At 40.7% G+C, this 13,321-nt stretch carries 9 protein-coding genes; 3 read left to right on the top strand and 6 right to left on the bottom strand.

Annotated features, from left to right (window positions below; translation table 11 throughout):
• The first annotated feature begins 157 nt into the window (after positions 1 to 157).
• A complete protein-coding gene (locus tag CA598_RS19580; RefSeq protein ID WP_094870957.1) occupies positions 158 to 742 on the top strand; it encodes a GNAT family N-acetyltransferase in 585 nt (194 codons plus the stop codon).
• A gap of 55 nt (positions 743 to 797) precedes the next feature.
• Here CA598_RS19580 and CA598_RS19575 read toward each other — a convergent pair whose 3' ends face one another.
• Positions 798 to 6,914, bottom strand: coding sequence for an S-layer homology domain-containing protein (locus CA598_RS19575; RefSeq protein ID WP_094877568.1), 6,117 nt, complete (start codon positions 6,912 to 6,914; stop codon positions 798 to 800).
• Positions 6,911 to 7,609, bottom strand: a complete 699-nt coding sequence (locus CA598_RS19570; protein ID WP_094877567.1) for a lamin tail domain-containing protein — start codon at positions 7,607 to 7,609, stop codon at positions 6,911 to 6,913. Before CA598_RS19570 ends, CA598_RS19575 begins: the two co-directional genes overlap by 4 nt.
• 255 nt (positions 7,610 to 7,864) lie before the next feature.
• On the opposite strand from CA598_RS19570, the gene CA598_RS19565 reads away from it, so the two are divergent.
• Positions 7,865 to 9,022, top strand: a complete 1,158-nt coding sequence (locus tag CA598_RS19565) for a HupE/UreJ family protein (protein ID WP_256990558.1) — start codon at positions 7,865 to 7,867, stop codon at positions 9,020 to 9,022.
• 89 nt (positions 9,023 to 9,111) lie between these two features.
• Here the strand turns inward: CA598_RS19565 and CA598_RS19560 are convergent, their stop codons facing one another.
• Positions 9,112 to 9,549, bottom strand: a complete 438-nt coding sequence (locus CA598_RS19560) for a MarR family winged helix-turn-helix transcriptional regulator (RefSeq protein ID WP_094870961.1) — start codon at positions 9,547 to 9,549, stop codon at positions 9,112 to 9,114.
• A 164-nt stretch (positions 9,550 to 9,713) separates the two neighbouring features.
• The gene (locus CA598_RS19555) at positions 9,714 to 10,751 is read right to left on the bottom strand and encodes an NADH:flavin oxidoreductase/NADH oxidase (protein WP_094877566.1); all 1,038 of its coding nucleotides are present in this window, start codon (positions 10,749 to 10,751) and stop codon (positions 9,714 to 9,716) included.
• A gap of 155 nt (positions 10,752 to 10,906) precedes the next feature.
• On the opposite strand from CA598_RS19555, the gene CA598_RS19550 reads away from it, so the two are divergent.
• On the top strand, positions 10,907 to 11,314 hold the full coding sequence (locus tag CA598_RS19550; protein ID WP_373455839.1) for a VOC family protein: 408 nt from the start codon (positions 10,907 to 10,909) through the stop codon (positions 11,312 to 11,314).
• A 32-nt stretch (positions 11,315 to 11,346) separates the two neighbouring features.
• On the opposite strand, the gene CA598_RS19545 is transcribed toward CA598_RS19550, so the two are convergent.
• The gene (locus tag CA598_RS19545; protein WP_094877565.1) at positions 11,347 to 11,997 is read right to left on the bottom strand and encodes a suppressor of fused domain protein; all 651 of its coding nucleotides are present in this window, start codon (positions 11,995 to 11,997) and stop codon (positions 11,347 to 11,349) included.
• 51 nt (positions 11,998 to 12,048) lie between these two features.
• A complete protein-coding gene (locus tag CA598_RS19540) occupies positions 12,049 to 13,134 on the bottom strand; it encodes an alpha/beta hydrolase family protein (protein ID WP_094877564.1) in 1,086 nt (361 codons plus the stop codon).
• Positions 13,135 to 13,321 lie beyond the last annotated feature (187 nt).

The following is a 13,321-nucleotide window of genomic DNA, read 5'->3' as shown; positions in this document are numbered from 1 at the left end:
TATACGAAACATAATAACACACTTTATAATCAATTAATATATTAACTAATTAATATTTTTATGAAATAAAAGAAAACTTTTTTATAATTAAAATTTACCAAATAGACCCTTTTATTCATGATAAAATGAATTAGAATGCATGAAGGAGAGATGAAATATGAATACCCATGTAGGTTATGAATCAACAAAACGCGATTTATTTACCATTGAATGTAAAGATATCCTGTTACGAGAGTTTAGCTTGGAGGATTTAGATGAGTTTCATGCACTTACCACGCAGCCTGAAATCATAGAATTTCTGCCCGACTGGAATGTCCCTAAAGAGCAACGGCTAGATTGGTTAATAAACTATGAAATAAAAGAAAACCAACAGTTTCTGCAAGCAGTCTCAGCGGATGGAAATATCGGGGAGCTTCGTCTTCGCTTAGGCATTATTTTAAAAGAGACGAATGAGTTTATCGGTTGGTGTTGTACAGGTATGAAGGATGAATTACCCGCTCCGAACAGAGAGATTATGTATGCCATATCCAAGGATCATCGCGGCAAAGGGTATACTACACAAGCTGCCAAGGGACTGATTAAGTTTTTATTTGAGCACACATCTACCGATGTATTAAACGCTATTGCTCTGGTACATAATACACCCTCAATTAGAGTCATACAAAAATGTGACTTTGACTTAATTAATGAAATTACGATTGAAAATGAAAGCTATAATTATTACCAGCTTTCTAAGCGGTAATGGAATAAGAAAGAGCTGCCTGAATAATCTCAGGCAGCTCTTTCTTTAGTTCCAATTAGTTCATAAATTTAATCAATTGCAGTGATTGCTTGAGAATCTTAACCGCTTGCGCACGAGTAGCCAACGCTTTAGGAGCGAAGGTCGTCTCTGTCATCCCATTCATAACCTGACTAGCTAATAATTCGGAGACCGATTCCTTAGCCCAGCTTCCAATGGCACTATTATCCTTGTAAGAAGCTAATAGAGTGTTCTGATTCGTCGCAACAGATGAAGTATAACCTGCATAGGTCAGTGCACGAAGCGTCATCACTGCCATTTCCTCACGGCTAATCGGTGCTAATGGGTGGAAGCTGTTATCTTCAAGCCCATTTACAATCTTCGCATCTGTTGCCGCGGCAACAGCGCCATAGAACCAATCACTCGCCTTCACATCCTTGAACTTCACCGTTGTCCCTTGAGCATCCAGCCCAAGTGACCGTACTAGTAAAGCTGCGAACTCCGCTCTTGTAATTTGCTGTTCAGGTGCAAAATGTGTAGAAGTTTCACCCTTAACAATTAATTTAGAAGCAAGAAGCTCGATATCGCTCTGCGCCCAATGTCCTTTAATATCATTAAACGTAACATCAGAGTGAATGACTGTGTAGATGCTGTTTCCATTTCGTTTCATGTCTGCCAAAGTTTTGTTGCCTGTCACTGTAAAGTAAGTAGGCACGAATACAAGCTCTCCACTTGCTTCGTCAAAACGGACTCCGGTACTAATTCGTGGATCAAGTGCTGTATCCAGCGCTATCCCTCTGGACACATAAGTCGTACCAAAGTTATTAATCTTAACCGTCTTTCCATTGCCTTCAGCAGTGATTTCAAACTTAAATGCTGGACTTAGCAAGCTGCCACTCTTTTGGTTGGCTGCTTGATTAATAATTCCGGTTTGTTGCTCATCCACTTTTGAAATCATTATAGTGATGTTGATATCTTTAATATCCACACCCAGACTTCTTAATAGCTCTGCCGTAGGAATCACACTTGAAGGAAGATTATAGAAGAACTGACTGCTCTCAATCTTCAGACTGGAGTTCAATCTAGAACCATCCGTTGGTGCAAACGCCTGTAATGGCAGTTCGATTTTAATAGGATTCGTGGAAAGCTCCATTCCTAGAACCGCTTGCATATGCGCTTGAAGTGCTTTGGTAAGTGCATTGGCATCGACAGATACTTTATCGTATGTCACACCATCCTTACCCACTTCAGTTATCGTTGCAATCTTAACGTTATCCAACTGTGCCGCATGATCTGTAGGTACTGATGTTGCTGTTGGTTTTGCAGTTGGCGTTGGTGATGGTGTCCATACCGATACTGGTGACGTCGGATCTGGAGACGGTGTCACTACTGGTGTTCCTGTTGGTTCTACCGTCGGTGTCGGTGTCGGCGTCGGCGTTGCTGTCGGCGTCGGCGTTGGCGTCGGCGTCGGCGTTGCTGTCGGCGTTGGCGTCGGCGTTGGCGTCGGCGTTGCTGTCGGCGTTGGCGTTGCTGTCGGCGCTGGCGTCACAACTGGTGTTTCCGTTGGCGCTGGCGATACTGTTGCCGTAGGTATTGGTTCATCGGTACCTTTAGCCAGTTCCTTCGTATTCCGCACACGGATGCGAGTTCCTTCCGTATTCTTGCCGGTAACTCCCACAGCTACCAATGTATCGCCGATAGCCAATACCGGAACAGGACCACTCTGTTTTACGATATACCCATCGGCAAAGACCAGAATTGGACCCGAGCCATCATCAATAACATAGGAGTTCTCATCGAATTGTGAACGAACCTTCCCCGTCACTTTTACTAACAGCCCTTGGTTACTATCCAAACTAGCCTGAGCTGTAGTTAATGTAAGTGATTGTATCGGATCCGTATGTCCTGTTTTAATTACGTCCATCGCGAACGAATCAAATTCAAGTTCATAGTTGTTCTCGAATAGCTTCGTTTTTCCGTAAATTCGTACGGTATCCCCTTCAACCAAACTTTTCTCAGGAACTTCTTTAAAGGCCATAATCCCGCCAGAAGCATCCTGAACATAGAACGCATCGAAGAAGATGTCCGAGCCCGTAACGACTGTTCCCTCAACTACTCCAGCTGTTCCTTCTGGTTGTGTTTTAAGACTAGCGATCGTGTCGATCTTCGTTTCTCTGTGAGCCAGCCAATTGATAGAATTCAATCCAAGCTCATTGTTGCCCTTAGGATTATAAGATTCATCCAGCTGCTTATCATTCACAAAGTTCATACCGGAGACAATAATACGTCCCTTTTCTACTTCTTCTGAAGCTATTGCAGGAATTGCAGAGCCACCAACACCGTCATCGACGATATCATAAACGTATCCGCCGGCAGCGGTCTTATCTTGAAACGTCGTTTCATTTCCTGTAACAAGGACGGTAACTTTATCCGTATCTGTTAATGCTTGATGTCCGACTTTTTCCAAGCTGGCCCCACTGTAATACTCAACGGTCAATGCCCGGTCTGTAATATAGTTTTTCACTAATCCTGGATGTAATCTAACTGTATACGTGTTCGTTCCTATAGGTTGAGACCAGAAGTTACCCTCAGGACTTGTGTCAAAAATACCGTCATTACTCACCTGGATCGTAGATCCTATCTTCTGTAATAGCTCATTACTAATCGTAGGCTTTGAGCTACCATTATTACTCTTCTCTGTTAAGAACAATGAACCTCCGCGCGCTACAAAATCTTTTATCGCCGTGCTTTCAGCATCAGTCACAGCGGCCGAAGGATGTGTAAACATTAGTACACTTACATCGGTCAATGTTGCATCTGTGATAGCTCCGGTGTTCTCTACGACAGTGTATCCTTCCTGCCGAAGCTGTGTGGTGAAACTTTTCAGATTGTCTTTATACGTACTTCCATCGGTCGATGTATTCTCATTTTTATGCGAGGCATCGATCAATACTTTAATTCCCAAGGAAGCCTTGATAGTCACTTCCAATTCGAACTGATTATCATCGGGTGAATCGCCAGGCGGCGCATCTACAACTGCAATTAATTTATGATTGCCTTGAACTGGATTGGACCATAACACTTGCGCCGTTGCCGTACCTTTTGATAATACGGAAGGAACTACAACTTCATTAATCAAATGAGCCGAGTCCACAACATCATAATAGAAGTGAACTTTAAGATTACTTAGATCCTGTGATCCAAGGTTAGTTAATCCCGCTTCCAAGGTAGTCGGACTACCGGAAACCAAGCTGTTGCCTACAATATTAATACCGCTAATCTTAATATCTGTAGTTACATCTTGTGACCAAATTGGTGCGGAATATGTTTGCTCACCATCCATTTGTGTTACCTTAACCACGAACCATTGCTGACCGCCCGTTACTTCAACAGAAGGACTCCAAGTGAAGTCTTTGGTCATTGGTGATACTGTTTTAATAATCTTATTGCCATTAGTGATCAACTCTACCTTAGCCACTCGATCATCCGACTTATAGGAACTGCTAAGATAGCTATATTCAGGTTTACTCTTATCTTCTGCAACATCATCTTTTCCTGCGATGGAGAAGTTAAGGGTATTGCCCTTTACGGTTGCTCCCATGTAACTGCCATTCGCAAGAACATCTAAAGTAAAGTTTGGATCTTCACTCATGTACACGCGCATATTGCGCATCGATTGCAGCAAAGATTCCTGCGACAAATCATCGGATACGATGACTGTTCTCGCATTGGTCTGTCCCCATGTACCATCATGATTATCTTCACCATAAGTTGGGGCTACATGCCATCCCAAATCCAGCGCTTTGAAGTATTTACTTTCTGCATTCGCATAACCATAATGACCTGATCCATTACCCACCTCAAACATGGTGAACAATTTATCAACATTTTTGTCATAGGGTGCGAAATTATTAAAAGCGTTCGCTGACATATCGGGATGATTGAACTGGGCCACGATATCGTCATACGTCAATACCCATGCATAATACTTACTCAAATCTTGGTATTGACCTGAGTTTTGTTTACGATCAATAAAATTATCGGTTCCAAATACATTGGAATGCCCCCAAGTAGTTGAAGTCATTTCAAACGCTGGGAATACAACAAAGCTATCATTTTTAGTGTATTGCTTCGCTAGATCCTTCGTTAATTTCCAGTCTTCTCCCCCCGTACGTTCCGGTTGACCTTTATGATCTACGGTATCCGAGCCTACCATCGCTGCATCAATATCATGCGAATGGTCTGAAAAAGCGAAGAAATCATAGTTATGTGCTTCGGCCGCCTTCAAAGCGTCTTCAGGGGTACCCGCAGCATCATGTGAAATATTGGTGTGGTTATGAGTCGTTCCACGGTAGTGATTACCGCCTGTAAAAATAGGTGTAATGGTAAAAGTCCATTTATACGTTCCGGCATTATGCTTGTTATCATTAACATTCACGATAACCGTATGATCACTAATCGCAAGTTCGGAACTATTAGTAATATTAATGGTATCTCCGTTAATGCTAGCTGGAACAGTCTTTCCATCCAGCTTGACGACTAAAGAGGATGCATCCAAACCGCTTGGCTCATCATATTTCACAGAAATGGCTGGTTGTCTATCTTCGATCTTCGTACCTGACATTGGAGTCTCTTCGAAAAACTCAGGTGCAAATGTATCCTCAACTACAGAAACCTTAAAGGGTGCATCCAGTGTGCCCGACTGCTTAGTAACTTCACCCATCTTAGCTTCTATGTAATACTCAAAACTATTACCTGAAGCAACAAAGCTAGAATTCAAATGTGCTGTGTAGCTGCTGCCATCAGTAGTACTCATAGGTAATGAAGCATATACCCCACCAATGGTTCTGTAGTGAATAATTACAGAATCAGCATTTTTAGCTTTAGCGGCAAATTGAATATCTGCATTCGTATAAGCCTGTGTAATCGCTTGATGTGTAAGTGCAAGCTCTTTAACTTCTTTCACATCTTCGGTGGATCTAGGAAATACCTGATACCCACTCTTAAAAGTAGTACCTGACACATACTGACTGAATATCCCGGTAAATGTGTAGGTTAAATCCTTCTCCAGTTTGGTCGGAACATCAATTCCACTAGCTGTAGTAACACGAACCGTAATCGTTTTGTTCGTTACTGTCTCAGCAACGGTAATGTTATACCCATTACCAGCCATCGCTGGAATGTTAGTGATTTTACCTGTGAATTGAACTAATGTTCCTTCCAGTGGTTCTGCCTTTGTGTAGTTGATTAAATCTAACAAAGTAGATTCTGTAGGAATAGGAAGAGCGGCTTTTCCATTCTTTACAACTTTCGTAGGGGTTATTTCTGTTAAGCCATTATAAAATTGAATCGCACCTGTGACTGTAACTAAATCACCTTGTGTCACTGTAACACCCGTTGGAAGGGTTCCAAAGACCGCGATTCCTCCTGTAGCATCTTGCATATAGAATGTATTGCTTGCAGTCAATTCATTATTACCAATGACTACACCTTGAATCGTAAACACTTGATTAATTTTATCCGATTTACCGTTGCTATCATTCGTGTGTGTCGTACTGATCGGTGTAATAACCGATGTGTCTTCTTTAGTAACTACAGTTCGAGACCCCTCCAAATTTCTACCGTTAGAGGTGACGGTCAACTGTGCTACATAAACATCATCCATACCACCTGTGAAAGTAAAGGTGAACGATCCATCTGCTCCAGCAACAACATAGTCTTTTCCATCTGTTGTATTGGAGTTACGGCTTCCAGTTGTCGAGCTATTGTAGCTGTAGATTGTTGAATTAGGAACAGCAGCACCTGCAGCTCCTACAATTCTACCTCCGCCTTGGGAATCAAGATAATAGTTAAGCTTGTCCGGATTAAGAGCTGCACTAGGCACAGCCAAACGAATAACTACAGGACTACTTGCACTTTTATCCAGATCTTTAGCCGTTAGGTAAACTTGTGTACTGCCGCCAATATTATCAAAGGTTAAATTATTAAATGCCCCTGACGCATCTGCATAAACAGCATTCGTAACCACAACTGAACCTGTACTTGGATCTTTTAGATATAAGGATACATATGTATCTGCTGTAACAGGAGCAATATTTCCTGTGACCGTACCTACTGTACCTTCATTAGTGAATTGAATGTTCTGTCCAAGCGGTTGTGAACTTTTGGTAATCACATAGCTGGTGTAGCAGAGTTTCTTGGAGCTAGAACGGGGCCCACAACGAAATCCGTACTGTTGTTATCAGTATCTAGTCCAGCACCTTTACCTGGTCCAGTATTACTTCCATCCTCTGATTTCCGTTGTGCACTGGTTGAATTGCTTAGGGCAGATAATTTCGTTCCTTCTGACTCGTTGGCACCACCGAAGCCTAGAAAGTCAACCACACTAGAATCTGAAACGCCAGAAATGGCAGCCTGTTTGCTTGTGAGTGCAACCTTACCATCCGTTCCTGATAAATTTATATTTCCAATCACATCTGCTGGAACAGGAAGATCTGCCGGAGCATTAGCTCCCTTGGCACCCTGTATTAGTAAGAATCCATGTGATTTAATCATTTTACCTGTGAGTGGTGTCATACTTACGGTCCCTGAGGTAGCAGCCGTAAATACTCCCGCCTTTGCAGCATACTGAACAGCATAATCATTCAAATCTACATCATAGTCAGTCGGGTTATACAGCTCTATAAAATCATAGGAATATGGAGCTCCATTATTCCCTCCCCCACCAAATACTTGGCTGATTACTACATGCGCAGAAGCAGCTCCTGCAGCCTTAGGCAATAGCAAGCCTTGCGGAATCATAGACAAGAACAGCAATACAGCTAATGCTAAACTTGTCCGTTTTTTCACTTTCTCAAACTTCAAACTCATGAACAAAATTCCTCCTCGTGTTACTAATCAGTTAGACTTTCATCATAAACCTCCTTTGTAAACGAGTTGTCTTCGTTTTATTTCTTTTTGTAAATTTTAATTAAAAAATAATTAGACTTTTTAAATTTTATTAAATAATTCGCTAAAAAACTCCCTCATATTATCTTTTCACTTAACACTCCAATGACAATTTAAGATTATGATCAACTGTAATAACATCATTAAATACATATTTATCTTCAAGGGGGAACAACTTTGTCAGCTCGTAAGAATCGCTCCAATCTATTAAAATCATTAATCTTTATTGTAATTTTCCTTATTTCCATGACTTCTTCTCAACTAACGGCTTCCGCACATCCACTTAGTGCCAGTTATACCACCGTTACTTTTGATAAGGACAAGACCGATTTTTCATTTTCATTGGACGTCATTTCGATCATTGAAAGCATGGATAATGTGGATATAAACGGAAATGGAATATTGGAAGAGAATGAGATTGAGAGTAATAAGCATCGTTTAGAAGAATGGATCGAAGATAGCGTCATCTTGGAAATGAATGATCAACAGCAAGCTCCAGAGCTTCAAGATCTCTTCCTTGATAAAAAAGGGGATAAAGAGGTTCTTACCTGGAATTTTACCTATCCTGCCTTTGAGCCTGGACAAACCATCGCGATCAATGACGGCCTTTATTCACAAGCTACAAGTTCACCGTATGTCAATTTAATTACTGCACATAACGGAAATCAGACTAGCGAAACGGTAATGCAAGGAAAAGACCGGACGTGGACCCTGCTGCTAACAGAGGATCAACAGGAGCAGCAATTATCATCATCCACCAATTCGTCCTCATCAGGTAGTTCTGGGTCCTCATCCGATTGGTTTTCTTTTTTCAAACTGGGAATGAACCATATTCTTACGGGTTATGATCACTTGTTATTCTTATTCGCTCTACTATTAAGAAAACAAACGCTCAAACAATATGCTGCAATTATCACAGCATTCACTTTAGCACACAGCATTACGTTAACACTCGCAGTTCTGGGCTGGATTTCCTTACCTTCACGAGTTGTTGAATCTGTCATTGCACTCAGTATTTGTTATGTAGCGCTTGAGAATATTTTCCGTAAAAAAATCCGTTTCCGCGCGCTCATAACTTTCCTGTTCGGACTCATTCATGGCATTGGCTTTGCGGATATTCTTCAAGAAATGAACTTGCCAAAAGCACATTTGGCTGTGGATCTGGTGAGCTTTAATGTAGGCATTGAATTCATCCAATTATGTATTGTGATTGTTTTGCTTCCGGTGCTTATTTTTCTCCAAAAAAGAAATTTCTACAAACCGGTTATCGCTTATGGTTCGTGGTTAATTACTGCACTTGGCGCCTTTTGGCTAGTGGAGAGATTGTTCTTTTAGAATAAGTCCTTTAGTCTTATGCAAAAAACCTCTGCATGGGAAATGGAGATACGATCCATTCACCTAAACAGAGGTTTTTTTGAGCTGATTCATGATTGCCGCTTCAAGCGAAGCATTTGCTCTAGAAGCTGTTCCACATCTTTTTCCGGGAATGCCGTCATTAGCGTGTCTTTAAAGGTTTCTTGTGCACGGATGAGCTTGGCCTCACCAATGGAGGTTAAGGAGGTATAAATACTTCTGCGATCACTATCGCATGCTCTTCTCTCTAAAGCTCCACAGCCCTTAGCTTCAAACCGGCTAACTAGTCGTGAAACGGCACTTTGGCTTAAACCAACCATAGATTCGAGCTTCTGCAATTTCAGTTTTTTCTCTGGGGCTTCCGACAAGAATAATAATAAATAGAACTCTTTTAAAGATAAGCCATGATTCGCTTGCAAATTAACTTCTAATTCATTCGTCACATTCATTTGTATGTGGGTTAACGTCAACCAATTCGCGATAAGGTCATTGTTAAGAATTTTGTCCATCTATCTCTTCATCTCCTGAGCGTATGACTATTCATGAATTTTTTCTTCTATATAATAGTACTACACTCCACATCCATTGTGCCAAGCTTAATCCAAAAAAGAGAAAAGACCGTTTCTCCAAGAAGTCGGTCTTTCCAAATGATACAATTCAATTTCGTAATTCCTTAGCCTTTAATTCTAGGAAATCCAAAGGCATACTGCTGAGGAACACCCGGGTCTTGCTGAAGCTCAACCCCAGCCTCCAGCGTCCAATATGGATTTCTCAGCATCCCCCGACCAACTGCAACAAGATCTGCTTCCTCATTCCCAATGACTGCATTAGCAAGAGCGGGTTCATCCAATCTTCCTACAGCAATCACGGGTACATTCAAACCATATTTGATCTCTCTTGCCAAAGGTACTTGATACGCAGCATGTGTTCCTGGCTTGCCAGCAGCCGCGATAGGACCTTCACCGCCTGCACTGATATGGAAAATATCTGCGCCAGCTGCTTTATAAGCTTTACTAAAGGCCAAGCTTTCTTTAATGCCATATCCTCCCTCAACATATTCTTGAGCTGAGATGCGCATGATCAGTGGCATTCCTTCTGGCATTTCACTTTTCGCTGCATGAATGATTTCAGTACCAAACAAGGTCAAGTCTTGGCCATATTCATCTGTTCTTTGATTCGTTAATGGTGAATGGAACTGATGAATCAGATAACCGTGCGCACCATGAAGCTCTATAACATCAAACCCCGCTTGAATCGCACGCTTCACGCCCAAACGGAATTTCTCAACCATACCCTTCACTTCTTCAGTCGTTAGGGCACGTGGTGTTTTGGAGTCAGCGTCAAATGGAACGGCAGAAGAGGATACAGGAACTGCTGCATCTTCAGCCTTACGCCCAGCATGAGCAATTTGAATTCCTACTTTAGCACCATAAGCATGACAAGCTTCAACAATTCGAGCCAGAGCAGGAATTTGCTCATCAGACCAAATACCAAGGTCAAAATCAGTAATCCGTCCATCAGGATCCACGTCTGTCATTTCAATAATAATCAATCCAGTTCCGCCAACGGCGCGGCTTACATAATGATTATAATGCCAATCGGTAGCGATTCCGTCCTTGTTAGTCACTGAATACTGACACATTGGAGGCATAACCACGCGGTTCTTCAATTTCAAATCCTTCATTTCATACGGGGTGAACAAGTTCTTCATGATATCTCTCCTCTTTATAAAAAACTAAATTTATTATGAACATTAAAAACATGTTTTAGCAGAAATTAATTAATGTATGCTCATGCATGTATATTATTATAGAATATCTATGGTGTCAACCATGAATGTCTCCTGCGGCTTAATAACTCCACGTATTGTTGAAATCTTTGCCGCAAGGTAATATATGGGTATCTATTTTACAATCACATAGTATCTTTCCTACTCTGAATATTGAGCAGACTGCCGCTTATTATAGTCAGTACTTAGGCTTTCAAGTTGTGCCCTATTTAGATACGGAGGAACCGCATATTTGCCTGTATCGTGATGATACAGAAATTATCCTTACACAATCCCAAGGACAAAGGGTTATTCCTAATCGAGAATTGTATGGCTATGGGTACGATGCCTATTTTATTACGGAACAGCAAGAGCAGTTGGAGAAAGAATTCGAAGCCGCTGGTGTTAATATTGTCCGAGCATTAATAAACACCGACTATAATAACAAGGAATTTGTTATTGAAGATGTCGATGGACGCTGGATTGCTTTTGGAATCAAAGGATAAAAAAAACGGCCCTCAGCCGTTTTTCTTGTTTTTCAAAAGAGTCCAAATCTCTTCTTGCAGCTATTTTTACGTGAAGGATTCAGAACATCGGTAACCCCGATTTTATTTAACTTATTAAGTAATTCTTCCTCGCCATGCTTAACTTTATAATCTAACTCTTCTCCAAAAAGCGGAATTAAAGTATAGAAGTGCACCACTTTCTCACTGTTCATTTCCAAATTAAAAAATCCGGATTGATCTTCAACTTCTGGCACCCACACAAACATCCCTTTAAATCCTGTATCCTCACTATAAGGCTGTACTGGATTACCGTTGACTAGCGTATGCCCCATATAGAGCCATGTATTATATTCATGTGGAAACCTAGCCGTCGTTTTTAGGGCACGTATAGGCCAATAATTTCTTTCATCCTTAAAAGCCTCATCAGACAGCTTCCATGTAGGAGGAAGGCAAATCATTAATTCAGTATATTGATATTCTTCTGCGCCATCCGGAACCTGCATCGCAAATTCACTCATACCTGATGTAATTAAAGTATAGTAATTCCGCTCAGGCGTCGGGTTAACAATTAAAATATCAATGGACAGAACGTCTGAAATAACCTCTTTAAAAACATTATCAATTACCCCTATGTATTGTTCAATATGATTGCATATCATCTGGTTAGACTGATCAGAATACATTTATAATCCCTCCCTTATATGTTTATCGGTATAAAAGAGAGGTTTTTATTGCTAATTTACAGAAATTTCATCTCCACTGCCATTGATCCTACAGAAATCACTATGATTTTGGCTAATGAATGTAGAATAGTCCTTCCCTTGATCTAATAAATGCTCTTGAAAAAAATTAGCAACAAGCTCATTTATCTGATTATGAATCCCACAAGTTCTCTGATATAAAGTTTCGTCCTCCTCAAAAAGAGGCATATCACTAAAGGACATATGCGTCGCGTTTCGTATTTTCAAAAAAGATTTATATCCATTCCAATTCCGGAAAAGCTTCTCTTGTCCTTTGATGAAATCCTTTGCTATTTTTTCCTGTAAAATATTGCTTAAGGCTTCTAAAGCAGAAGCCTTTTGCCTTAATACAAGTAAGGGGACCGTATTATTCTTCACTTCATTCTCAATATATAAATGCATGCTTGCATCTAATAAAACTGCGGCTTTAATTCTATCATCTTCCATAGTTAAATCTAATGCAGTAGCACCGCCAATTGAATGGCCAATCATTCCAACCTTATCCATATCAAAAATTCCCATTCTTGAATTCAGGTTGGATAGGTGATCTAATACATGTTGTATGTCCTTTTTCCGAATAGAAATGAAGTGATGTAATTCGGTATAATCTGTAGCCTGTATTGTCCTCATCACCTCTGATTGATTCATAAATTCTCCAATTGGACAAACGGTAAACATCGCTTCATAAGCAGCACTGACGGTTACCACTATAAATTCTTGCTTTACCAGCGCTTGTATATTGTAAATATACATATCTCTATCTAAGCCTAGTGCAGGAGAGTAGATAATGACAGGATAGGATCGTTTGGATTTTTGTTGCAATGCTCCCTCGCTGATTGAGGTAGATAATCCATCTATGATATCCATATTCATTCCAATATCTTGTAGAATTTCTCTTGCTTGTTGTTCACAGGGCCGGAAAAGATCCATATATTTCATTTCAGATTCATTGTTTTCGAGCAATCCATCCGGATCCGGATAATAAATACTTATCACGATTTTCCTGAACTCAGACTCTTCTTGGAACGTACCTTTTCGCGTGTAATCCGTTAATATTTCAACTTTTCGAAAAACTCCCATGGTTCCACTCCATTCCTTCTCGTTCGCTATATTTTAATTTATTTTCCTGTTTATTGAAATGAATTCTCCATAATGTCCATACTAATGTCGATTGCTATGAATGGAATCAAGTTGAATGAACGGTTATAATACCTAAGTGCAGGTGAATCTCCAAGCGTAAACGCCTTCGGCGTCCTTATAAGGACGG

Source organism: Paenibacillus sp. VTT E-133291 (assembly GCF_002264395.1).
Lineage (GTDB): Bacteria > Bacillota > Bacilli > Paenibacillales > Paenibacillaceae > Paenibacillus_AQ > Paenibacillus_AQ nitricinens.
The sequence above is the reverse complement of the archived record's forward strand: the minus strand, read 5'-3'. Positions and strand labels throughout refer to the sequence as shown.

Coding starts and splice junctions, on each gene's coding strand:
- CA598_RS19580 (WP_094870957.1), top strand. CDS start 158: ATGAATACCCATGTAGGTTATGAATCAACAAAACGCGATTTATTTACC.
- CA598_RS19570 (WP_094877567.1), bottom strand. CDS start 7,609: ATGAGTTTGAAGTTTGAGAAAGTGAAAAAACGGACAAGTTTAGCATTA.
- CA598_RS19560 (WP_094870961.1), bottom strand. CDS start 9,549: ATGGACAAAATTCTTAACAATGACCTTATCGCGAATTGGTTGACGTTA.
- CA598_RS19555 (WP_094877566.1), bottom strand. CDS start 10,751: ATGAAGAACTTGTTCACCCCGTATGAAATGAAGGATTTGAAATTGAAG.
- CA598_RS19545 (WP_094877565.1), bottom strand. CDS start 11,997: ATGTATTCTGATCAGTCTAACCAGATGATATGCAATCATATTGAACAA.
- CA598_RS19540 (WP_094877564.1), bottom strand. CDS start 13,134: ATGGGAGTTTTTCGAAAAGTTGAAATATTAACGGATTACACGCGAAAA.